At 62.5% G+C, this 21,337-nt stretch carries 22 protein-coding genes; 11 read left to right on the top strand and 11 right to left on the bottom strand.

The window, feature by feature from the left end:
• Nucleotides 1–12 precede the first annotated feature (12 nt).
• Complete coding sequence (locus VT84_RS21700; protein ID WP_052551916.1) at nt 13–615, bottom strand: DUF3179 domain-containing (seleno)protein; 603 nt, start codon at nt 613–615, stop codon at nt 13–15.
• A 589-nt stretch (nt 616–1,204) separates the two neighbouring features.
• Here VT84_RS21700 and VT84_RS21705 point away from each other — a divergent pair.
• Both VT84_RS21705 and VT84_RS21710 read left to right on the top strand, forming a co-directional pair.
• Complete coding sequence (locus VT84_RS21705; RefSeq protein ID WP_052551918.1) at nt 1,205–1,570, top strand: STAS domain-containing protein; 366 nt, start codon at nt 1,205–1,207, stop codon at nt 1,568–1,570.
• Between the two features lie 76 nt (nt 1,571–1,646).
• The gene (locus VT84_RS21710) at nt 1,647–2,069 is read left to right on the top strand and encodes an ATP-binding protein (RefSeq protein WP_052551926.1); all 423 of its coding nucleotides are present in this window, start codon (nt 1,647–1,649) and stop codon (nt 2,067–2,069) included.
• 18 nt (nt 2,070–2,087) lie between these two features.
• Here VT84_RS21710 and VT84_RS21715 read toward each other — a convergent pair whose 3' ends face one another.
• Complete coding sequence (locus VT84_RS21715; protein WP_082840975.1) at nt 2,088–2,978, bottom strand: hypothetical protein; 891 nt, start codon at nt 2,976–2,978, stop codon at nt 2,088–2,090.
• Nucleotides 2,979–3,172: 194 nt separating this feature from the next.
• Here VT84_RS21715 and mutS point away from each other — a divergent pair, with 194 nt between their 5' ends.
• A complete protein-coding gene (gene mutS / locus VT84_RS21720; RefSeq protein WP_239465432.1) occupies nt 3,173–5,794 on the top strand; it encodes a DNA mismatch repair protein MutS in 2,622 nt (873 codons plus the stop codon).
• A 19-nt stretch (nt 5,795–5,813) separates the two neighbouring features.
• On the opposite strand, the gene solA is transcribed toward mutS, so the two are convergent.
• Entirely contained in the window at nt 5,814–6,944 is a 1,131-nt protein-coding gene (gene solA / locus VT84_RS21725) for an N-methyl-L-tryptophan oxidase (RefSeq protein ID WP_052551932.1), read from the bottom strand.
• 1,120 nt (nt 6,945–8,064) lie between these two features.
• On the opposite strand from solA, the gene VT84_RS21730 reads away from it, so the two are divergent.
• The 3 genes from VT84_RS21730 (at nt 8,065) to trmB (ending at nt 10,356) form a co-directional block, all read left to right on the top strand.
• Nucleotides 8,065–9,015: an HAD family hydrolase gene (locus tag VT84_RS21730; RefSeq protein WP_052551934.1), complete on the top strand. Its 951-nt coding sequence runs from the start codon at nt 8,065–8,067 to the stop codon at nt 9,013–9,015.
• 80 nt (nt 9,016–9,095) lie between these two features.
• Nucleotides 9,096–9,605, top strand: coding sequence for a 3-hydroxyacyl-ACP dehydratase FabZ family protein (locus VT84_RS21735; RefSeq protein ID WP_052551936.1), 510 nt, complete (start codon nt 9,096–9,098; stop codon nt 9,603–9,605).
• The gene (gene trmB, locus VT84_RS21740) at nt 9,598–10,356 is read left to right on the top strand and encodes a tRNA (guanosine(46)-N7)-methyltransferase TrmB (RefSeq protein ID WP_052551938.1); all 759 of its coding nucleotides are present in this window, start codon (nt 9,598–9,600) and stop codon (nt 10,354–10,356) included. Before VT84_RS21735 ends, trmB begins: the two co-directional genes overlap by 8 nt.
• 83 nt (nt 10,357–10,439) lie before the next feature.
• Here trmB and VT84_RS21745 read toward each other — a convergent pair whose 3' ends face one another.
• On the bottom strand, nt 10,440–10,844 hold the full coding sequence (locus tag VT84_RS21745) for a hypothetical protein (protein ID WP_052551939.1): 405 nt from the start codon (nt 10,842–10,844) through the stop codon (nt 10,440–10,442).
• A gap of 115 nt (nt 10,845–10,959) precedes the next feature.
• Complete coding sequence (locus tag VT84_RS21750; RefSeq protein ID WP_052551941.1) at nt 10,960–11,181, bottom strand: hypothetical protein; 222 nt, start codon at nt 11,179–11,181, stop codon at nt 10,960–10,962.
• Between the two features lie 502 nt (nt 11,182–11,683).
• Between VT84_RS21750 and VT84_RS21755 the strand changes: the two genes are divergently transcribed.
• The 4 genes from VT84_RS21755 to VT84_RS21770 all read left to right on the top strand — a co-directional run bounded on the left by VT84_RS21755 (nt 11,684) and on the right by VT84_RS21770 (nt 14,648).
• A complete protein-coding gene (locus VT84_RS21755) occupies nt 11,684–12,934 on the top strand; it encodes an MFS transporter (RefSeq protein WP_052551943.1) in 1,251 nt (416 codons plus the stop codon).
• A 200-nt stretch (nt 12,935–13,134) separates the two neighbouring features.
• On the top strand, nt 13,135–13,335 hold the full coding sequence (locus VT84_RS21760; protein WP_052551945.1) for a hypothetical protein: 201 nt from the start codon (nt 13,135–13,137) through the stop codon (nt 13,333–13,335).
• Between the two features lie 662 nt (nt 13,336–13,997).
• Nucleotides 13,998–14,255, top strand: a complete 258-nt coding sequence (locus VT84_RS21765; protein ID WP_082840976.1) for a hypothetical protein — start codon at nt 13,998–14,000, stop codon at nt 14,253–14,255.
• A 78-nt stretch (nt 14,256–14,333) separates the two neighbouring features.
• A complete protein-coding gene (locus tag VT84_RS21770) occupies nt 14,334–14,648 on the top strand; it encodes a hypothetical protein (protein ID WP_052551948.1) in 315 nt (104 codons plus the stop codon).
• Nucleotides 14,649–14,840: 192 nt separating this feature from the next.
• Here the strand turns inward: VT84_RS21770 and VT84_RS21775 are convergent, their stop codons facing one another.
• From VT84_RS21775 to VT84_RS21785, 3 genes are all read right to left on the bottom strand, one after another.
• On the bottom strand, nt 14,841–15,332 hold the full coding sequence (locus VT84_RS21775) for a carboxymuconolactone decarboxylase family protein (protein WP_082840977.1): 492 nt from the start codon (nt 15,330–15,332) through the stop codon (nt 14,841–14,843).
• Nucleotides 15,295–16,245 (bottom strand): RNA polymerase sigma-70 factor, encoded by a 951-nt coding sequence (locus VT84_RS21780; RefSeq protein ID WP_082840978.1) that lies wholly within the window; start codon nt 16,243–16,245, stop codon nt 15,295–15,297. Before VT84_RS21780 ends, VT84_RS21775 begins: the two co-directional genes overlap by 38 nt.
• 79 nt (nt 16,246–16,324) lie before the next feature.
• Nucleotides 16,325–16,882 carry a pyridoxamine 5'-phosphate oxidase family protein gene (locus VT84_RS21785; protein ID WP_082840979.1) on the bottom strand — a complete coding sequence of 186 codons (558 nt, stop codon included), beginning with the start codon at nt 16,880–16,882 and terminating at the stop codon, nt 16,325–16,327.
• Nucleotides 16,883–17,011: 129 nt separating this feature from the next.
• Here VT84_RS21785 and VT84_RS21790 point away from each other — a divergent pair, with 129 nt between their 5' ends.
• Nucleotides 17,012–17,755: an SDR family oxidoreductase gene (locus VT84_RS21790; protein WP_082840980.1), complete on the top strand. Its 744-nt coding sequence runs from the start codon at nt 17,012–17,014 to the stop codon at nt 17,753–17,755.
• 29 nt (nt 17,756–17,784) lie between these two features.
• On the opposite strand, the gene VT84_RS21795 is transcribed toward VT84_RS21790, so the two are convergent.
• The 3 genes from VT84_RS21795 to VT84_RS21805 all read right to left on the bottom strand — a co-directional run bounded on the left by VT84_RS21795 (nt 17,785) and on the right by VT84_RS21805 (nt 21,278).
• Nucleotides 17,785–18,234, bottom strand: a complete 450-nt coding sequence (locus VT84_RS21795; protein WP_162271801.1) for a DinB family protein — start codon at nt 18,232–18,234, stop codon at nt 17,785–17,787.
• A gap of 84 nt (nt 18,235–18,318) precedes the next feature.
• Nucleotides 18,319–19,773, bottom strand: a complete 1,455-nt coding sequence (locus tag VT84_RS21800) for a sigma-54-dependent transcriptional regulator (protein WP_082840982.1) — start codon at nt 19,771–19,773, stop codon at nt 18,319–18,321.
• The gene (locus tag VT84_RS21805) at nt 19,773–21,278 is read right to left on the bottom strand and encodes a sensor histidine kinase (protein WP_082840983.1); all 1,506 of its coding nucleotides are present in this window, start codon (nt 21,276–21,278) and stop codon (nt 19,773–19,775) included. The genes VT84_RS21800 and VT84_RS21805 overlap by 1 nt, the downstream gene beginning before the upstream one ends.
• Nucleotides 21,279–21,337 lie beyond the last annotated feature (59 nt).

Here is a 21,337-nt window from a genome sequence, read left to right on the forward strand (position 1 = left end):
CGGCAGCAGCGATCACGGACGCGGTGCGAGCGGCGTGGTCTCGTCCGGCGGCGCGAGCGGAAGGTTCCCGAGGTACAGATCCGTGTCGGGGTGCTCCTTGCGCCACTCGCTCCAAGTCGTCCGTTTGTACTCGGTGACGGTGTACGGGAACGCCGGGTCGCCCGGTTTGATGGGTGTGCTGGACTGGTGCGAATACAGGTAATCGCCGATTTTGAGCGACATGCTCCGGGCGTTGGTCGGGTCCGCGCCGACCAGTTTGACGTCGAGCGGCTTGTTCCGGTCGGGCGCGGTGTAGACCTGCACGCAGTTGTTCAAGTTGCAGTACGCGACCGTAACCGGTACCGGTCCGAGCATGTCGTTGTAAATGTGCGTGCTCGGGGACAAAAAGGCTTGCAGCACGTAAGCCCGGTGGCGCCCCCCAATCGACACGCCCACGACCGGCGCGTCCTCAGCCAACCGAATGGTCGCGGACCGGGTGGGAGCCGGCGTTGGAGAGAATTCCGTATGGGCTTCCCCACTAACGCCAGTGGTGCCACCGAACCACGTGGTCGCGGCGAATACGCCCGCCACTACCAGCACCAAACCCGCGATGCCGACCCAAGGAGAGCGAAGCATTCCCGATCCCTTTCGTTACCAACCGGTCCCGACCTGAAGGCGATGTGTGGGTGGTGTATCACCGGGTTCAGTATCCTCTCGCGCAGGTGTCGTGTCGAGAGACTCTCGTGCGAATTACTGAATTTCTGTCGGGTCCGAGACGGGTCCGGGCGTGCCGCTCGGAACGGTCGTTCCGATTTCTCTGGCGCCGGTCGTGCGAACTGCACGTATTGTTGGATGCACAACGGCCGCGCGAGTGTTACTCTCGCTAGTAAGAACGGGAACTCGCGGAACCAGCCAGCCCCATTGTTCGTGTTCAGGAACGCAGGAACTGCGCCGTGCGAATAAGAATTGCGCCACGCGCACCCGAAGCGTGAGACAATTGGGATCGAATCTCGCGCCGCGGATCTGGCTTCGGTCGCGCGTACCGGGAACGGAGCGTGGAGCGCCCGTTTTGGTCGCAAGTGAGTGAGCACCGGGGCGTTAAAAACCCCCCGTGCCACTTGACAGAACGCCCTCGAACCAGAATGATTTCCTTTACTCCGTGTGGTTGGCGCGCGCCGCTGCGTGTGGCTGGCACTCGCTTTCCTTCTCGCTGAGGATGTGTCTCATGGCGTCCCAACCGCCCCGCCGTCGCCGGCTCGAAGTCGAGGACATCGGGGACATCGCGGTTGTCAACTTCGTCGACAAGAAGATCCTGGACGAGCAGAACATCCAGATGATCGGCGACGACCTGTTCCGGCTGGTCGACGAGCTCGGCCGTCGGAAAGTGCTGCTCAACTTCGGCAACGTCGAGTTCATGTCCAGTGCCGCCCTCGGCAAGCTGATCACGTTGCACCGCAAACTCCAGGCCGTTCAAGGCAAGTTGGTGCTGTGCAAGATCGCCAAGGACATCCTTGACGTGTTCAAGATTACCAAGTTGGACAAGATCCTCACCATCTTCCCGGACGAACAGGCCGGGCTGCAGGGGTTCTGACCGACCGCCCACTCGCGCGGGGGCGCCTCCGTCCGCCCCCCGTGCTCCATTTCGCCGGTTCCCGCGACTTCCAAGCATGAGCGCCACCCGCACCGTCACCGAACTGACCATCCCCAGCGATCTGGGCGAGTCGCGCCGCGTGATGGAACTAATCGAGGACGCGCTGCACGCCAAGGGGTACACGGAACACGACATCTTCGCGATCAAGCTCGCGCTCGAAGAGGCGCTCGTCAACGCGATCAAGCACGGTAACCAGATGGACCCCGACAAGCGGGTGTTCGTCGTCTACCACATCACGCCCGAGCGGTTCGACATCCGCATCACCGACGAGGGCGACGGCTTCAACCCGGACGACGTGCCGGACCCCACCGCCATCGAGAACCTCGAACGCCCCTGCGGGCGCGGTCTGCTCCTCATGCGCGGGTTCATGACCGAGGTCGAGTACCACGGTAAGGGCAACATCGTCAGCATGGTCAAGGTACGCGAAGTTTCGGCTTGATCCTCGCCCCGGTCAAACTCACTCCGTTTTTAGCCACTCGTCCCAGCCCGTCGCGTCCAGGATCTGGTCCGCGAGGCGCTCCAATCGCCCCAAATCCGTAATCCCATTAAGAATCGCTGCACTCGCCACTGATGGCGAGCCAAACTTCTTCGTGCCCTGACGCAAGAGTAACTCTCTTGAAGCGCGGAGACGGCCCTGTTCGAGGCCTTGTTCAAGCCCCTGTTCGCGCCCCTCGCCGAGAATCGCCTGGTACGTCGTCGATTCCTTCATCAGCATACTCAACCTCCGGTACATCTCGGCCACGCGCTCGTTGTCGTATCGCAGGCCGCACAACACGTAAGACGATCCCAACACACTGTTCGTGACGGTTCGGTCCGCCCCGGTACCGACCAAGCACGTGTGAAACCGGTCCAGCGCGGTTTCGAGATCGGCACTCGCTTCGTCCGTCAGTAGCGCCAGTGGTGCGAGGCCGAGACCGCCCCTGAGCCAGTCATCAATCGAACGCTCCCAAACACGCTCTACACGATACCGGAACTGCGAAATAATGCTCCCGGTGACGCCGTGCCGCGTGTACAGCCCGTTCTGGTCGCTCGCCAGTGCCTTCGGCCGCAGGAGCACCAGCACCGTTTCCACCGGTAGTTCGTGCTGGTGGTCAATGAGAGTATTGTATCGCATCAAATCGCGCGGAACGCCGAGCCGGTGATTCGCTTCCAGTTCCAGGTGCAGGAGTGCCGGCTTCGAGCCGTTAATGCGAAAGATTCGGTCGGCTTGGAGCGTCGTCGCAAGATCGGTGTCGAGCGACTCGCTCGGACCGGGCGGAATGCCCGCGAGCCGCGCGAAGTACGCGGCCCAATCGTCCGGGCGGACGGCGATCAGCGCATTCAACGTCGCGTCGAACGGTTTCGCCATCCCGAAACTCCCGGTTTTGATTGTGATTGATACTACCGTCGCGAGACCGGTACCGACCAGGTCGGCAGTCCCTTCGGTTTTAAGTCGTACAGTCGAAAGTCGTAAGCTCGGTTTGGTCGCGGCCGGCGCTCACTTCGCTCATTCCCACGGTTCGGAGATTCCGATACACTCTTGTCGCGGCGCGAGCCGACGGCGTGACGTTTGACCTCGAGACTTTCGACCCGGACGCAGCCATGTCCCGCATGATGCAGCAGTACCGCGACGCGAAGACCCAGCACCCGGGAATGCTTGTCCTGTTCCGTAACGGCGACTTCTACGAACTCTTCGAGGACGACGCGGAACTCGGCTCGCGCGTACTCGGCATCACGCTCACCAAGCGCGACGGATCGATCCCGATGGCCGGGGTTCCTGTCCACAAACTCGAACACTACCTCGGACTTTTGCTCCGCGCCGGGCACCGCGTGGCAGTGTGCGAGCAGATGGAAGAGCCAGACCCGAAGAAGAAAATCATCCCGCGTGAGGTGAACCGGATCGTCACCCCGGGCACGATCACCGACGACGGGCTGCTCGACCCGCGCGCCCCGAACTACCTCGTCGCGCTCGTGCCCGCGGCGAAGGCCGGCGTCTACGGGATCGCGTGGGTCGACCTATCCACCGGGTACTTCTCCGCAGCCGACGTCCCCACTCCCAAACTGTCCGACGAGCTCTCGCGGCTCAACGCGGTCGAGTGCCTGTTCGCAGACGCTCTCACGAACGCCGTGGCGCAGGCCGCCGGGATGCACCTGCCGCGCAGTCGCGTGGCCCGGCCCGACTGGACCTTCGACCCCTCGACCGCACTCGCCGCGCTGAAGACCCACTTCGCGGTGAGCACGTTCACTGGGTTCGGGTTCGAGGACGCGCAGCCGTGCCTTATCGCGGCCGGCGCGGTCATCATTTACCTGCAAGAGACGCTGAAAGCGAGCCTCCAGCACATCCGCCGACTCCGGCCGCACCGCCCGGACGCGCTCCTCGCACTCGACGAAGTCACGCGGCGCAGCCTCGAACTCACGCGCACACTGCGCGACAACCAGCGCGACGGGTCGCTTCTCTCGGTGCTCGACCGCACCGTGACCCCGATGGGCGCCCGACTGCTCCACGACAGCGTGCTCGCGCCACTCACCGACCGCCCAGCCATCAACGCGCGGCTCGATGCTGTCGAAGAACTGCTGAAGGATCACGCGCTGCGCCGGGCGGTGCGCGAGCACCTCGAAGCGTGCTCCGACATCCAGCGCCTCACCACGCGCGTCTCCACCGCGAAGGCCGGTCCCCGCGACCTGTCCGCGATCGCCCGCACGCTCCGCAAACTGCCCGCGGTGAAAGCGAAACTCGCCGGGCGCCGGTCCCCGCTCCTGCAAGAGCTGGAAAAGCGCCTCGAACTGTGCCCGGACATCCGCGAACTGCTCGACAAGGCCATCGAAGACGACCCACCGCACATCGCGAAGGAGGGCGGCGTCATTCGCGCAGGGTTCAGCGCGGGGCTGGACGAGTTGCGCGCGCTCACCACCGACGGGAAGAACTGGATCGCGCGCTATCAGGCCCAGGAGATCACGCGCACCGGGATCGGGAGCCTCAAGGTCGGGTACAACGAGATCGACGGTTACTACCTCGAAATCACTAACGCCAACGAAACCAAGACCCCCGCCGAGTACAAGCACCAGAAGACGCTCAAGAACGCGAAGCGCTACTACACGCCCGCGCTGCGCGAGTACGAAGAAAAGGTCGTCACCGCGCAGGACAAGAGCCGCGCTCTGGAACTGCAACTCTTCCTCACGCTCCGGGATCAGGTCGCGGCCCAAACGCCGCGCCTGTTGAACGCCGCGGAAGTGCTCGCAGCGCTCGACATGCTCTCCGCGCTGGCGGAACTCGCGGCGGCCCGCAACTACGTCCGCCCGGTGCTCGTCGACGAGCCGATTCTGGACGTCCGCGACGGCCGGCACCCGGTACTCGATCAGATCCTGCCGCCGGGCACGTTCGTCCCCAACGACGCCGCGTTCGGTCCCGACGACGGCACGTTCTGGCTCGTCACTGGGCCGAATATGGCCGGCAAGAGCACGTTCCTGCGCCAAGTCGCGCTCATTACCCTCATGGCGCACATGGGGAGCTTGGTCCCCGCGAAGAGCGCGACGATCGGCATGACGGACCGCATCTTCACCCGCGTCGGCGCGAGCGACGAGCTGAGCCGCGGGCAATCGACGTTCATGGTGGAAATGACCGAGGCCGCGAACATCCTGAACAACGCGACCCCGCGCAGCCTCGTGATTCTGGACGAAATCGGCCGCGGTACCGCCACCTACGACGGCGTGTCGCTCGCGTGGGCGATGACGGAATACCTGCACGACGCGATCGGGTGCCGGTCACTGTTCGCGACGCACTACCACGAACTGGCGCAACTGGCGACCGCCCTGCCCCGGTTGCGGAACTACAACGTGCTGGTGCGCGAACTGGCCGACGAAATCGTGTTCCTGCACAAGATCGCACCGGGCAACGCGGAGCGCAGTTACGGCATCCACGTCGCGCGGCTCGCGGGTGTTCCGAACGCCGTACTGAAGCGCGCGACCGCGGTGCTCAGTTCGCTAGAAAAACAACACGAACTGCCCGGTGTTTCGACGCCCGCCGTCGTCACCGCCCCAGTCACTACGAGCGCACCCGTTGTGTCTGGAGAACTCCCCCCACGGAAAACAAACGTGGTTCAGCCGCCGGAAGCCCCGCGGCGCAAACCCAAGCCCCAACCGAGCGGCCCGAGCCTTTTCGGAGAAGGTGAGGACGTCCCGTTCTGAGCCTCTACTCTGAGTTGAGTCAACGAGTTCGGCGCGCGGAAAACAGGCTGATGTCGTGGGCGGTGATTCCGCGTTCCGCGAGGTCGGCGAGGATTTCACCCACGGTGGGCGCGAACTTAAATCCGTGCCCCGAAAACCCGCACGCGGCACTCACTTGCGGGAACTCCGGGTGCTGATCGATCACGAAGTGCCGGTCCGGGGTGACCGTGTACATGCACACCTGCCCCTTCGTGAAGGCACCTAATCCGGGAAGCATTGCCGCCAGGTTCTCGCGCAGCACTTCTACATCGGACGTGCTCACGTCCCACGACACGCCGTCCGGATCGGGAAGTTCCGGCGCGCCGTAATGCCGCGCGACTTTTGCCCCGAACGGATCGATGGCCGGTAGTCCGTAGAACGGCACACCGGGCACGTCCGCGATGAACAGCGGGAACCGGTCGCGTCGGAACAATTCGGGGCGCCCCCCCGCCGCGAACCAGAGCAATACCTGTCGCATCACCCGGAGCGGAACGCCGATCGTCGCGAGTAACTTCGTCGCCCACGCACCGGCCGCAATCACCAGTTTCGCTGCGCGATAAGTTCCACGATCGGTTGTCACTTCCACACCGTCCCCGACGACCTTCCACGCACGAACGGCTTCCTCCGCGTGGATCTCGGCCCCAAAGGATACTGCGCTATCAATCTGAGCGCGAACGCACTCTTCGACGAACAAGAACCCTGCAGCTTGCTCGATGACTCCCATGAAATCGCCCGGGAAGTGGAACGCAGGGTAGCGCCGGTTAATCTCATCGCCGGTCAGTTCCTCGGCCGCAAGGTTGTGAGTGCGCACCGACGCACGGACCCCTTCAACGTGGTCACTCCCCGGCGGGCCGGCGTTCAAACACGGGCACTCGGTTAGCAAGTGCCGACCGGTGAGTTGTTCCAGTTCGTACCACTTCTCGAACGCCCGCCGCGCCAGTGGAACGTAGCTCGGGTGTTCGGCATACGCGGTGCGAATGATGCGCGTGTGCCCGTGCGAACTGCCGCGTGCGTGAACGAGTGGGAACTGTTCCAGGCCCAGTACGCGGCGCCCGCGGCGCGCCAGCTCGAAGCACGCGGCCGAACCCATTCCGCCCACGCCCAGCACGATCACGTCGAACGATTGGGACATCGATCGTCACCTCAACCTGTTCCCAAGCGCCACTCCGCGAATCATACTTGGAGAACGGGCCGCGGACGCCCTGATTTGCGCCGCGCGGCGAACTCTTTTGCCCCAACCACGGGCACCGTCAGCGCACGGGCTGGGTCATATCGCGAGTGCCGCTCGACCCGTTCAACCGCTACGTGCGCACGATCTTGTCGCCGAGTTCGGCCGTGACGGTCGCACCGCTCAGCCGGGCACGGGGCGTCTTCACGAACTTGTGGACGTAGGTGAGCGTCTTACTAGCTACCTTAACCTACGACTCGACGAATGCCCAATCTCTTTCCCACCGTCCAGATACACGCCTGACACCTCCCACTTGCCGTCCGTGAGCCGCACTGTCCACAGTTCCGTTAGGCCTCCAGAGAGCGGTTGAAGGGATCGGGGATGCAATGCGTGCACAACGGATCTGCGACCGTATGATCGACAAGAGTGTTATACTTGAACGGACCAAAGGTCTGGGGTGGATTCTGGAGCCACAAAACCACCGACGGGCGGCGTGAAAAAGCCGCCCAAGTACGAGACGCTGACCCCACGGGGTCAGCGTACTCACCCTCGGGTTGTGCACGGCCGGGAATCACAGAGGCGCACGGGGGCTGGATCGAACCGCGTTTAGTGAAATGAGTGGCGTGGCGCTATTGGTCACAACGATACTTGGACCGCGAGTATCCCAAAACCAAAATCGCGCCCACGATCACAATCGCCAACGCCAGAAACTCACCGCGAAGGAATTCACACACATCACCCCAAGCAATGTCATCCTCCGCACGCATCATCCGCAACCCAATCCAAACGGGTTTAACTCCCCCACCAATCACTAAAGCCCAACCGAATACAGTGCCGTATCCGGGAAGGGACGGACGGCTTTTGTGAGTGAGCAAAGTGCGGCGCATCGAGTATCGCCTAAATTGTAGCTGTGATCACATCCCGTGATGCGGACGACCACGAATATCGCTTCAGATTGCGATCCACAAGTTCAACTCAGACACTACCTACCTTTCCGCTGCTTGATTCCGACGCGAAGGGCTGCTAGCCTACGAAATTGAGGCGCAACCCATCGACCCGCCGCCACTTGCTGCCGGAACCGGCTATGCCGCTCACGCTCGAGCAGTACGTCGAGAAAATTCACGCGCGCCCGGACCTGCCGTGGCCTTCAGCGCCCAAAATCGACGCGCCGAAGGCCAAGCCGTCGCTCCACCCGATGCCCGTCCGGGCCGTGTTCTGGACCGTGTACGGCACGCTCGTAGCAATCCCACAAGGCGAAATCGCATTTGAACACCCGCAAGAGTTCCTGACCGCCGCGGCGCTGGAAAAGGTCATCAAAGAGTTCAAGATGTGGAACTCGATGAGCCGCAAACCGGGCGCGCCGTCGGAGTACATGCGCGAGCTGTTCAACAAGGCTCTCACCACATTGCGGCTCGCCGGCAGCGGCGGGGAGAAGTTCCCCGAAGTCCAGTCCGAGCGCGTCTGGGACGACATCGTCAAAAAGCTCCAGCAGAAAGACTACTCATTCGACGCCGTCACCTACGGCTCGCTCGGCGAGTACGTCCAGAAGATCGCCTACTTCTACCACGCGAGCATTCAGGGTGTTGGGCCGTACCCCGGCGCGGCGGACGCACTGAAACTCCTTGCTGATCGCAGCGTGTTCCAGGGGCTACTTGCAGACGGGCAGTGCTTTACCTTCGGCCAACTTCAGCGCTGCCTCAGACTAGAAGATCCGGACGTCGACCTGAACGCGATCATCCCGCCCGCGCTGCGGCTGATCTCTGCCGAAAAGAAGGCCCGCAAGCCGTCGGATACGCTGTTCAAAGCGGCGATGACGCTCGCGGAGGGGCGCGGACTGGTCCCGTCGGAAGTCCTGCACATCGGATCGAACCTGACACGCGACATCGGTCCGGCCAAGAAGTACGGGTTCCGCACGGCACTGTTCGCGGGTGATAAGAACAGCCTCTCTGCGACCGGCGAGCAACTCAAAGATCCGGCGTTGCGCCCGGACGCATTAATCACGGAATTACCACAGGTATTAGAACTGATCGAGTAGGGGCTGCTTTTCGCGCGAGCCGCGTGCCTTACAACAGAACTCTGGAAGCCCCGACGATAGTTTTGAGGGAGCGAGCATTCATGTCTGCCGAAGTGCCGGTGATCGACCCGACCGCGTTCGATTTCTCGAAACCCATTGCCGGGATCGAAGAGATTCGTGCGGTCAACCCCCACCGGTACGAGTTCGAGATGCTTAGCGGCATTGTCCACGTGGACCGCGCCTCACACACCATCGTGGGCTACAAGGACACCACCCCGAACGACTTCTGGGCGCGCGGGCACATGCCGGGCTTCCCGCTGTTGCCCGGGGTGCTCATGTGCGAGGCCGGCGCGCAGTTGAGTGGGTACTACTACACCACGCAGAAAATCGGCGACCCAGGCGTGCTCCTCGGTTTGGGCGGGATCGACGAAGTGAAGTTTGTGCGCCAGGTGCGCCCGGGCGAGCGGCTCGTGCTGGTCGGCATCGGCATCAAGGTTCACCGCCGGCTCACGCGGTTCCGCGTCACCGGTTTCGTGGGCACGGAGCGCACGTTCGAGGCGCTTATCACGGGCGTCCCGCTGGGCAAACTGGAGGAGCTTCGCGGTGCGTAAACCCCGGCGTCTCTCCAACGAACAGCTCGCGCCGTGGGTGTGGGAAGCGAAGAACTTGAGCGTTCGCACTTCTCCGGACAAGTCCGGAGATGCGGCTTCTTCCCATTCTGAAGGCGAGCCGGAACAGCCTGTGACACGCGCGCCCGTCACCCCCATCGATTGGGCCGCCCTGTACGGCAACGCGAACCCGGCCGAAATTGAGGTCGGGACCGGTAAAGGCTTGTTCCTGCTGAACGCGGCACTCGCGCGACCGGGCACCAACTTCTTCGGCATTGAGATCGTTCGCAAATACCAGCTCTACGCTGCGACACGGTACGCGATCCGCAACTTGCCGAACGTGAAGACCACCTGCGCGGACGCGAAACTGGTGCTCCGCGACTACGTTACGGCCGGGAGTTTGGCCGCGGTCCACGTGTACTTCCCGGACCCGTGGTGGAAGTCGCGGCACAAGAAGCGGCGCGTGTTCACCCCCGATTTCGCAGCGGACGCAGCCCGGGCCATCACAACGGGCGGCCGCCTCTACATTGCGACCGATGTCGAGGAATACTACGGTGTGATGACCGCGATCGTGGGCGCGATGCCGGCGTTCAAATTGCGGCCCGAAGAAGAGCAACTCGCCGCGCCGCGCACCGAAGCGGGCTTCGCTACAAACTTCGAGCGCAAGGCACTGGAAACGGGCGGGTCGGTCTGGCGTGCGGTCTACGAGCGCACGAGCGAACCGGTCACGGTAGTAGCAGACCCTGTCGAGTGACGACGGCCCTAGCGCGTCACTTCCTGTAAACGAAAACACGGGCTGTTCAAACTGCCCGTGTTCCCTGAAAATCAGGTTACATCTTACTTCACGTTCACGATGCTCTTCGCCGCGCTGGTGATGGTGCTGGCCGGGCTAGCACACGCTTCGCAGCACGCTTCGATTTGGACCGGCTTCGTGACCGTGCTGATCTTTTCGACGGTGCAGCAGGCCGCGGTCACGATGCAGCACTCGTCGGTCTTCGCGCAGCACGAGGACTTCGTGCTCACGCTCGCGACCAGGCTCGTCGCCACCGAGCTGGACGCTTCTTGAAGCGGGCAGCACTCTTCTTGCGCCGCGCAGCAGCTCGACGTCTCTGCGCAACACCCGCTGGTCGCCGGGAGGGGCATGCCGCACCGGGAACCGGAGCAGCCTGATTCGGCCTGGAAGAAGTAGTAGCCGCCACCAATCGTCATCAGGCTCGCGGTGAGGATTGCGAACACTTTCATCGCTATTCTCCGAATTGTGGTGAATAAGTTCTCGAATGTGTGCGGGAGCGCGTCCCACACGATTTAGGCGATACGATACCCCGAGGACGGGGTGAAAGCGACCACAAATCAAGGATCAGCAGCGCAGAACGTGCCGTTCGTGAAGCGCGATAAACCGGGCGTCGCGTAGCCCCTCGGGTCGGCCACGCGGGTACAGCCCTCGGTCGGAACCGAGGTGTTCGGGAAATGCGAGTAACCCGGCCTGCGCGAGTGCGAGCAATTCACCGGTCGGCTGCGGAGCCGTTTCAGTGACTTTGCTCTCCGTCAGCGCGGCATCGTGCTGCTCGACACAGCACACGCATTCATCGGGTGTGTGAGCGGGTGCCGGGTGTTCTGAAGAATTGGAAGCACTTTCGTGGCAACAGCTTCGCGCTGATTTGAGTCGGCACGATTCGATCGGGGCAGACGTAGACGTAATGGGCGCGCCAGCGCGCGCGGTCCGCACTGGAAGTGAGAACCAGCCGACCTTGCAGCAGCAGAGAGTTGGAGCCAGCGCGATCGCGACAGCCAACCCGGTGTGTACGAGCACCCGCGTCATACGTTGCCAGTGAGAAGTTTCACGCGGTCATTTTCTCATCGACCGGTCACAGAGTCAACTTCACATCACGCTTCTAACGCGCAACAAATCCCAAAGTGAACCGAGAAACAAAGAATGAACGTTGAGCCGTTGCCCAAACCGATTACGCTGGTGCCTCGCTTGCGGTTCGCGATCGTTACGCGATACGGCGTTCGGGCCGTCGGTCCCGACCGTTCCCGCGTCCGTGCGGTTCCATCTGTCGAAAGATGCAGGAGTTGTCCGCGTGTCCGCCCTCTCCCCTGCCCCGTCGCTCGTTCGGCTCGCGTGGCTCGCGGTCGCGCTCCTGTGGCCGGTCGCACTGCTGAACTACCTCGACCGGCAGATGCTCGCGTCGATGAAGTTCTCCGTGATGGCCGACATCCCCACCATTCAGGGTGACGCGGGTTGGGGATTCATGCTCGGCCAGTTCAAGTGGGTGTACGCCTTCCTCAGTCCGATCGGCGGGTTCGTCGCGGACCGGTTCAGTCGCCGGTTCACCATCTGTGGGAGCCTGTTCGTGTGGTCCGCGGTGACATGGGCGACCGGCCGCGTCACAACTTACGACGAACTACTCGTCGCGCGCGCCCTCATGGGTATCAGCGAGGCGTTTTACATGCCTGCTGCCCTCGCACTCATTGCGGACTACCACACCGGGCACACGCGGTCGCGTGCGATCGGGTTGCACCAAACGGCGATCTACTGCGGCGTCATTGCCGGTGGCTTTGGTGGGTACGCGGCGGACGCGCCCGATTTTGGCTGGCGCGGCGCCTTCAACATCTGCGGCATCTGCGGCATGCTCTACGCCGTTCCGCTCATACTGCTTCTCCGCGACGCACCGCGAAAGCCCACTGCCGTTGAGGACGCGCCGAAAGTATCCCCAGTCCGCGCAGTAACCGAGCTACTCAGCAACCTCTCGTTCGTGTTGCTGGTGCTGTACTTCACGCTCCCGGCGCTCGCGGGGTGGGTCGTTCGAGACTGGATGCCTGCGATCCTCAAAAAACAGTTCGACATCGGCCAGGGGAAAGCGGGCGTGGCCGCGACGCTGTACTGGCAGTCGGCGGCCCTTGTAGGCGCGTTCGTGGGCGGGTGGCTCGCGGACCGCTGGATGCGCACCAACGAACGCGGGCGTATCTTCGTGAGCGCGATCGGGATGTGCTTCATCGTCCCCGCGATGTTCGGTGTTGGGAACGCGGGGACTCTCAGCATGGCAATCGCGTTCCTGGTGCTCTTCGGTTTGGGGTGGGGGTTCTTCGATTGCAACAACATGCCGATCCTCTGCCAGATCGTCCGGCCCGAACTGCGCGCGACCGGATACGGGATCATGAACCTCGTGAGTATCAGTTGCGGCGGCCTCGCGGATTGGGGCTTCGGCGAAATGCGCGACCGTAACGTGCCGCTCAACATCATTTTCAGTGTGTTCGCGAGCTTCGCGATCTTCTCCATCGTGCTCGTCCTGCTCATTCGTCCCCGGTGCAAGAGCACCGATGAAGTGTGAGTATGTACTTTTAAGAGCAATCAAAACCGGTCGGGATCGGGCGCCCGGTCTCTTCAGCTTCCGCCACTTCCGGGATCGATACCGGTTCGCGCAGTGCAACCCCACTTTTCGAGGAGGCGCGCGGATTGCTCATTGGCTCTCGTCGTCCGCGCGGGATAATGCTTGCGCGGGCAACGAAGACCGCACCGGGAGAGCGCACCATGAAACTGTTCTTAATCACTGCGTGCTGGGTTCTGATCGGGTGTGGGGTCATTTTCGGGCTGGTTCACGGCATCGTTCCTCACCTACTCACACCGGACCTGTTTCCGAAAGCACAGGCACGCGAAGTCCAACATGTACCCGTGGAAAACGTAATCACGAGCGCCGGTTTCGCCGTGGGCGCCGGAACCGAACACAAGTAAATGCAATCTGCATCACCCATATCAAATTAAAAACGCGATCGAAGCAGAGATAGTCCAGGGGGCTTTCAAAGGGGGGTCGCCTTTGCTGCCTCTGCTTCCCAGTTTGCCCATTCCGCACAATTCGCATCGGATAGCCCACGACGGCTAGCCCCGTTTCAGTTTGCTTGTAGCGAGCCGCGACCGCTAGGGAGTGGGAGGCGCCCCCATTTATCGTCACGGTTCCACGCACAGGATGCCCCGCTCCCTTGCGGTCACGGCTCGTTTAGTCGCTACGGATCTCGAAACGAGACTAACAATTGCCAACGCTACTGCCCTGAAAAAGCCGCTTTCTGCGCGCGTCACATCCGTCACAAAACCTCGTCATTGCCCACAATTCCTGGGGTTTTCGAGCATGTTCAATTCGCGCGGCTAACAATTGCTAACGTTTTGGCCCCAGCCCGTGCAACACTCACAGTCCGCCATTACAAGAAATGGCAGATTCGAGCGAAAGTCACAAAGGAGAGCTTCCGTTTCTGCGGCCGAAGAAGCCCCACTCACTCCAGAATCCTGAGCCGAAAAGCACCCAGCGCCTTTTTCTTGACACAGTTGGTGGCCGGCGCAAGTCCGTTGATGGGTCGCGTTACACGCATGCAACCCAACTTCACGGCAGCGGACGCTTAGCCATGATTGCTCAAATCACCTCCACCGTTCTGTACGTCGGCCTCGCGGCGAGCGTCATGTTCCAGGTCGCGACCGTTGTCCGACTCGCTGCTCGAAACGTCCAAAAGCGGACCGCCAACGAAGCCAAAGCCCAACCCGCGGCCCGGTCGGTGCAACCCGCCTCGCTCACCCGCCCCGCGGTCGCAAAGCCCGTGTCGCGCGTCCGCCGTCGCGACTACCGCCTCGCCCTCCGCGCGGCGAAGGCGTCCCTCTCTGCATGAAATCTTGACAATCGGGCGGCACGTCGGTTGCAACCACCGTGGCCCGTCGCCCGACAGGATTCCAACAGAGGGCCACAAATGCTTCGTCACGTTTTCGCTCTGGCGTCGGTTGCGGTTCTGGCGCTCGCTTTCAGCCCGGCGTTCGCAGAAGATACGAAGCCGGGAACCCATGAAGGCAAAGTCGTCAAGGCCGAAGCCGGCAAGCTGACGATGACCGACAAAGACGGGAAGAAGGAGCACACGCACGTCATCCCGGCCACCGCAAAGGTGACTTGTGACGGTAAAGAGTGCAAAGTCGAAGACCTGAAGCCCGGTTCGGCGGTCAAAGTGACGACGGAAAAGAAGGAAGACAAGTTAGTCGTCGTGAGCGTCGAAGCAAAGAAGGCCGATTAGTTGGGACGGGAACAGCAGTTCCTCATGTGTGGGAACCGCTCTTCTCGGATTTAAAAGGAACGCCCCTGAATTATCAGGGGCGTTTTTGTATTTCCGACACGAATATCCGCCTGAAGTGTAATCCAAATTACCAGTTACGGATGTCGTTGTTACATTTTCACACACGATTGAAACGGACGGTTCACCCTTCGATTAGCTCGCGGCTCCGGTAATGGTAGCCGCCATTTGCGCACGCAGGTGCGGTTTGTACGTTCCAGGCACCGCGCGGAAACTGATCGCGAGCCGGTTCCACCCGTTGATCGAGATCACTGCCCACGTCAGGTCGACCAACTCCTTCTCGGTGAAGTGTTTACGGGCTTCGGTGAAGGTTTCGTCCGGCACGCCGTCTTCGAGTTCGGTTACCAGTTCCGCCCAGGCGAGCGCGGCCCGTTCCCGATCCGTGAAGAACGGCGTTTCGCGCCACGCGCTGAGTGCGTAAAGCCGTTGCTCCGTCTCGCCCGCGGCCCGTGCGTCCTGCGTGTGCATGTCCAGACAGTACGCACACCCGTTGATCTGTGAGGCGCGCGTCTTCACCAGTTCGAGAAGGGCGTGTTCCAATCCGCTCCCACGGATGTATGTTTCTAGCGCGTACATCGCTTTAAGCGGATCAGGAGCGTGCTTCAGGTAGTTCACTCGAGCTTCCATTGCGATTTTTCTCCCAAGGTCCGGGGCGATAGGTGCCGTCGTCATCGGCCGAAGGCGATAAGGGCCAACGGCTCAGTTTGTCAGGGTTTAGCACGACGAAGAGGGTATCAACGCGATCTTCGCGAGCCGCGAACGTGAGGACTTCCACGGGTCGGCCCGCGATCGTGAACACCATCCCCGGCGCGCCGTTTACGGTGGCCGGAGCGAGGTCGCCCAACTGCCGCAACTTGCGGAACACGACAGCGAGCAGATTGGCGATCCGGCGTGTCCCGATCACAGGGCGCGGAGCGGCGTGAGTCTTCCCTCCACCGTCCGAGAACAGTGTCGCGTCGGACGTCAGCATCGATTCGATGGCCCCCACGTCCCCGGATCGACACGCGGTGAAGAACCGGTCCGCCAACTCGCTCACGCGCTCGGGTGCGGCATCGAACCGCCGCTCGCGCGTGTCGAGGCGCTTCTTCGCACGGGCCGCGATTTGCCGGATGTTGACGGGGGACTTATCGAGCAGTTCCGCGATCTCATCGAACTCGTAGCCGAACACTTCCCGGAGCAAGTAGGTGGCGCGCTCGGTGGGCGAAAGCGTTTCGAGCAGAACGAGGAACGCCATCGAAAGCGAATCGGCCAGTTCGGTGCGATCGGTCGCGCCGGCCCACGAATCCGCGACCGGTTCCGGGAGCCACTGACCGACGTATTCTTCGCGCTTGGTTTTCCGTAACCGGTCGATGCACACCCGTGTGGTGGTCTTCACGAGCCACGCCTCGGGCGACTCCACTTCGGCCGCGTGCTGCTGGTAGCGCAGGTAGGCGTCCTGCACCGCGTCTTCGGCGTCGGCCACCGTTCCGAGCATCCGGTACGCCACCGCCAGCAACTTCGGCCGCAGGTTTTCAGCGCTGTGTGGAGACGGCTCGCTCATGTCATCACTCCCTCTTCACAACCAAGGACGGGGACGGGAGCGGTTCTGTGACACCGGACGAAAGTTTTTCGCGAACCCGTCAGCTTTCTTCCGCCGAAGGTAATCCGGGCAACCCGTCAATGCTCGCGCGGTTCTTCTGCGCTCGATATTGCGTCAACCCTTCGGTACCTTTCTTGTCGGCCCACGCGACGAGTTGCTCGCGGTCGCCCGCGTATTGGTAAAGCGGAACCGCATAACCGCACGAATCGGCGATCAGGCTCACGTCCATCACGACAACCGCGCGAACGCCGGCCAGGTCCGGGAACGCTGCGGAAACAGCCAGCCAGTCCGAATCGCCCGGTTCGACGGCCCGACCGTGCCCGTACAAACGCAGGATGCGTGGCCGGCCCTCGAAGGCGCAGAACATAATCGTGAGGCGCCCGTTCTCGCGCAGGTGGGCGATCGTTTCCACGCCGCTGCCGGTCAGATCCAAGTACGCAACCGTGGTCGGCCCCAGCACGCGGAAGGTGTCCAGGCCCTTGGGCGATACGTTCACATGCCCGTCCGCAGAAAGTGGTGCGGTGGCGACGAAGAACAGGTGTTGCCGGGCGATGAAATTTCGCAGATCGTCGTTGATTTCGGTGAACGTCTTACCCATGCGACCCTCACAATTCGGGAGACCGTGCGTGCGCCGCCGCTCCGCGTGCTGGGAGTAAGATTAGCCCTCGCCGTGCGGTAAGTCCGTTCAAGCGATTCCTGCGACACGCAGGAACCGAGGAGATCGGCAATGGGACAGCACTTAACGGGCAAAGTGGCTCTGGTGACCGGGGCGTCACGCGGGATCGGCCGGGCCATCGCCCTTCGCTTGGCCGCGGACGGCGCCGCGGTTGTGGTGAACTTTGCGGGCGGCGCTCAACAGGCCGCGGAAACCGTGACCGCAATTGAACGTGCGGGCGAGAAAACCGTCGCGATTCAGGCCGATGTGAGCAAAGTCGCCGACGTGCGCCGGCTGTTCGACGCCACCTTTGAGCGATTCGGCCGGCTCGATGTTGTGGTGAACAACGCCGGTGCGCTATTAACCAAACCCGTGGTCGAGGTTACCGAAGAAGAGTACGACCGGTTGTTCGGCGTGAACGTGAAGGGCACGTTCTTTTCCAGCCAGGAAGCCGCAAAGCGCCTGGCGAACGACGGGCGCATCATCAATTTCTCGTCGTCCACCACCGCGATGATGCTACCGGGGTACGCGGCCTACGTTGCCACGAAGGGAGCCGTTGAGCAGCTATCTCACGTGCTGGCCAAGGAAGTCGGGGCGCGCGGGATCACCGTGAACGTGGTATCCCCGGGGCCGACTGACACCGAACTGTTCAGTCAGGGGAAGACCGAAGAACAGAAACAATACTACGCGAAGATGGCGGCGCTGGGGCGGCTCGGTACCCCGGAAGACATCGCCGCGGTGGTCTCGATGCTTGCAGGGCCGGACTCCCGGTGGATCACGGGGCAGAACATCCGCGTCAACGGCGGGCTGATTTAATCGCCTGATCGTCGCCCTCAAGTTTCCGATTATCCCCACGCACCGAGCACCTTCCGCAAATGGTGCTCCAGGTGGTCGACATAGTCAGTGAATAGCCATTCCAGTGTGACTTCGGCAGCGCCACCAACCCGACACGTCGCACAGCGCCCCTCAGCGGACATGTTCTCGGCGACGTGCAACAGGTGCGTGTTGTACGCGCGCCAGAGATCAATCAGATTGGCCCACTTCGCGCCCTGGTAGTTCTGAACCCGAACCCACCCTTCTTGCTCGTACCGCGGAAAATCTTGACCGGCCGCCAACTGCCCGCGAACGAACCGTTGGTGATTGTTCGAGGCCGAGTCGATCAAGTGCCCGATGACTTCCTTCTTCGTCCACCGCTCGGGTGCCGGGCGCCGTTCGCTCTCGGTTTCCGAATACTGTGCGAGCACACCCGGAAGCGTCTGCACAGCAAATTTCAGGCGATCGATCGCGTTCTGCATCACCGTATCTCCCAATCGGGTCTCTTGTTGGGGAGGTGAGACAGTAGAACGCGCCAAAAGGTTCGCGCGCATTTTTAGGTTTTTCTACTCCTGAATCGGCAGGTCCACCGGAACAACTCCGGGATCGGAGGAACGCAGTTGCTTCTCGACACCCAGGTTGAGTGACTGGAGTTTGGCCCGCAGCGTCGTGCGCGAGATGCCGAGCAGGTCGCTCGCTTGCTTCTGGTTCCCGTGAACGTGATCGAGCACGGCCGTCAACAGCACGCGGTCAACCGATTGCGTGACCTGCCGGTAGATATCTGGTGTCCCCACACGTAAGAGGTCAGAAATGAGCGCCTGTAGGTCCAGTGTCGAGGACGGACGACTCGGACCGCCCCGAATCGATGCGGGCAAAGCGTCCAGCGTTATCACTTCACCCACCGCCTGCACGACCGCGAACCGGACCGTGTTTTCCAACTCGCGCACGTTCCCGGGCCAGTGATAGGCTTCCAGTGCAGCCAGTGCTTCGGGATCGACCCCTCGCACGTGCTTCCCCAATTTGCGATTTGTGGCGGTGATGAAGTAATTCACCAACAGCCCGACATCTCCGGTGCGCTCGCGGAGTGGCGGGAGCGGGATCGTGAACGAGTTGAGTCGGTAGAACAGATCCTCCCGGAACTTCCCCGCCGCGACCAGTGCCGCGAGGTTCTGGTTCGTCGCGGCGACCACACGGACGTTCGTCTCGATCGTTTCGTTCCCGCCCACGCGCTCGAACCGTTGGTCCTGGAGCAGGCGCAACACCTTGGCTTGCGTCGCCGGACTCATGTCCCCGATCTCGTCCATGAAGATCGTGCCGCCGTGTGCCTGCTCGAACTTGCCGATGCGCTTGCGGTCCGCCCCCGTAAACGAGCCTCTCTCGTGCCCGAACAACTCGCTCTCAAGCAGCGCGTCCGGAATGGCCGCACAGTTGATCGCGACAAAGGGACCGTCCGCTCGTGCTGAGTGCTGGTAGAGCGCGCGGGCGACCAACTCCTTCCCCGTACCGCTCTCGCCCAGAATGAGCACGGTCACATCTTGCGAAGCGATCCGCCCGATCAGCTTGTAGACCTCCAGCATGGCCGGGCACCGGCCGACGATCTGATCGGTGTTGGTGTCCTGCGGTGCTTCGTCCCCCATCAGCGTCGGGGTGGACTGAATCCGCCGCAGCTCGAACGCCTTCCCGATGACCTCGTCGAGTTGGTGCAGGTCAACGGGCTTAAGCAGGTACTCGAACGCCCCGCGCTTCATCGCTTCGATCGCGGTGTCGGTGTTCCCGTGGGCCGTGATGATGACCACGGGCAGGTGCGGGTCACCCTCGCGGATGTGGACGAAGGCGTCCAGCCCGGACATGTCGGGCAGGCGCACGTCGAGAATCACCGCGTCCGGCTTCTCGCGCGCGACCGCGGCCATCCCGAGTTTGGCGGTCGGTGCGGTCACAACCACCGTGTCGTCGCTCTCCAGTGCGGCCTTGAGCGAGTACAGGATGCCCGGCTCGTCGTCGATAATCAGCAACTTCGGCATTACTTCGCTCCGGCAGAAATGAGCGCGTCGGTTCGCTCCGGCGCCCGCGCAACACTCGGCAAACGAACCACGAACACCGCCCCGCCCGCCGGCCCGTTCCCGGCCCCGATCGACCCGCCGTGGGCCTCCACGATGCGCCGACAGATCGACAGCCCCAACCCCAGCCCCGTTTCCTTGGTGCTGATGAACGGGTCGAAGATCTGCTCCTCCAACCCGGCCGGTAACCCCGGCCCCGTATCGGAGACCTGAACCGTGAGCGTGTCTTCGCTCCCGATAGCCGTGATCCGAATCGTTCCCCCGGATGGCAGAACATCGAGTGCGTTGAACAAGAGGTTGTAAAACACTTGCCCCAACTGCCCCGGGTCCGCGTCGAGCGCCGGCAGATCGGGCGGAAGCACAGTTCGGATCTCGACGCCCTGAAGTTCGGCTCGTGCGCCGATACCCGCCAGACACGAGCGGATGAGTTCCCCCGGTTCGACCGGCTTCTTCTCCGGACGCGGCGGGCGGGCGAAATCGAGGAACGTGCGAATGATCTGTTCCAGCCGAAGGATCTCGCCCTCCAGCACGCGCAAATCCTGCGGCCGGAACCCGTTCGCCCGGCGCGGATCGGTCGCGGCCTGAACGAGCAGCTTGATGACCGTGAGCGGGTTACGAACCTCGTGCGCGATCCCGGCTGCCATCTGACCGACCCACGCGAGTTGTTCGGCACGCAGCGCGTCGCGCTCGGTTTGTTTCAGCCGATTGAGTACCGCGGCAGCGGCATGTGTCACGCGCTGGAGGGTCGTTCCGGGCGGACCGGTTGTCGGTAACTCGGCGGGAACATGAGCGGCTTCACCGAGTAGAGCCGCGGTATCGCGCAGCACGCGATCGGTGTTCAACAGCGACCGCCGGAGCGAAACGGCGATCACCCACCCACCGAGCAACCCGGCCACCGATCCGCACACACCCAATCCAACAAGCCCGACGGTTAATCGCTGCGACAACTCCCGATTCGCCTCGCTCGCGCGGTTCAGCATCCCTTCGTTGATCTTCAGGTACTCGCGAGCCGGTTCGAGGATCTCGCGTGCGAGAACCGTGTCAATCAACTCCAACACCTTCGCGTACACGCCTTGTGACGGGGGGGCTTGTTCGAGCCGGTCGTATTCGGCGAAAAAGTGCTCGTAACCCTTGCGCACGCGCCGCATGAGAACCTGCTCCTGGTCCATCGTGGCGAGTTTCTCTGCCCCCTCCAACGCTTCCGCGGCGCGCTGTTGGAGGCGCGGGACCGAATCCAGGTGCTTCCGCTCTCCGGTAATCAGGTACCGGTCGAATTGGACGTGGATCTCGCGCAGGCTGATCTCCAGTTCCTGTGCCGCGTGGACACTCGCTACGTGATTGTCGAGCATCACCGAGACGTTCCGCTGCGAGTCGCGCGCGTACCACGCGGCGCTCACCGCCACCGCGACCAGCAGCACACTGACCGCGGCAACCGGGGCGGTTAACCGCGCCACTATCCGGGTCTGCATGAATCCCCCTCAATCAATCGCACCGCACTTACCTCTCATCGCGCATTGTGTGCGCAACT

Origin of the sequence: Gemmata sp. SH-PL17 (assembly GCF_001610855.1) — a bacterium.
In the GTDB taxonomy this organism is placed as follows: domain Bacteria; phylum Planctomycetota; class Planctomycetia; order Gemmatales; family Gemmataceae; genus Gemmata; species Gemmata massiliana.

What these genes read in the sequence shown, in the direction of transcription:
- VT84_RS21770 (WP_052551948.1), top strand. Translation starts at nt 14,334, where the DNA reads ATGCTTCGTCACGTTTTCGCTCTGGCGTCGGTTGCGGTTCTGGCGCTC.
- VT84_RS21715 (WP_082840975.1), bottom strand. Translation starts at nt 2,978, where the DNA reads ATGGCGAAACCGTTCGACGCGACGTTGAATGCGCTGATCGCCGTCCGC.
- VT84_RS21735 (WP_052551936.1), top strand. Translation starts at nt 9,096, where the DNA reads ATGTCTGCCGAAGTGCCGGTGATCGACCCGACCGCGTTCGATTTCTCG.
- VT84_RS21760 (WP_052551945.1), top strand. Translation starts at nt 13,135, where the DNA reads ATGAAACTGTTCTTAATCACTGCGTGCTGGGTTCTGATCGGGTGTGGG.
- solA (WP_052551932.1), bottom strand. Translation starts at nt 6,944, where the DNA reads ATGTCCCAATCGTTCGACGTGATCGTGCTGGGCGTGGGCGGAATGGGT.
- VT84_RS21710 (WP_052551926.1), top strand. Translation starts at nt 1,647, where the DNA reads ATGAGCGCCACCCGCACCGTCACCGAACTGACCATCCCCAGCGATCTG.
- VT84_RS21800 (WP_082840982.1), bottom strand. Translation starts at nt 19,773, where the DNA reads ATGCCGAAGTTGCTGATTATCGACGACGAGCCGGGCATCCTGTACTCG.
- VT84_RS21765 (WP_082840976.1), top strand. Translation starts at nt 13,998, where the DNA reads ATGATTGCTCAAATCACCTCCACCGTTCTGTACGTCGGCCTCGCGGCG.
- VT84_RS21745 (WP_052551939.1), bottom strand. Translation starts at nt 10,844, where the DNA reads ATGAAAGTGTTCGCAATCCTCACCGCGAGCCTGATGACGATTGGTGGC.
- VT84_RS21780 (WP_082840978.1), bottom strand. Translation starts at nt 16,245, where the DNA reads ATGAGCGAGCCGTCTCCACACAGCGCTGAAAACCTGCGGCCGAAGTTG.
- VT84_RS21805 (WP_082840983.1), bottom strand. Translation starts at nt 21,278, where the DNA reads ATGCAGACCCGGATAGTGGCGCGGTTAACCGCCCCGGTTGCCGCGGTC.
- VT84_RS21790 (WP_082840980.1), top strand. Translation starts at nt 17,012, where the DNA reads ATGGGACAGCACTTAACGGGCAAAGTGGCTCTGGTGACCGGGGCGTCA.
- VT84_RS21785 (WP_082840979.1), bottom strand. Translation starts at nt 16,882, where the DNA reads ATGGGTAAGACGTTCACCGAAATCAACGACGATCTGCGAAATTTCATC.
- VT84_RS21795 (WP_162271801.1), bottom strand. Translation starts at nt 18,234, where the DNA reads ATGCAGAACGCGATCGATCGCCTGAAATTTGCTGTGCAGACGCTTCCG.
- VT84_RS21775 (WP_082840977.1), bottom strand. Translation starts at nt 15,332, where the DNA reads ATGGAAGCTCGAGTGAACTACCTGAAGCACGCTCCTGATCCGCTTAAA.
- VT84_RS21705 (WP_052551918.1), top strand. Translation starts at nt 1,205, where the DNA reads ATGGCGTCCCAACCGCCCCGCCGTCGCCGGCTCGAAGTCGAGGACATC.
- VT84_RS21730 (WP_052551934.1), top strand. Translation starts at nt 8,065, where the DNA reads ATGCCGCTCACGCTCGAGCAGTACGTCGAGAAAATTCACGCGCGCCCG.
- VT84_RS21700 (WP_052551916.1), bottom strand. Translation starts at nt 615, where the DNA reads ATGCTTCGCTCTCCTTGGGTCGGCATCGCGGGTTTGGTGCTGGTAGTG.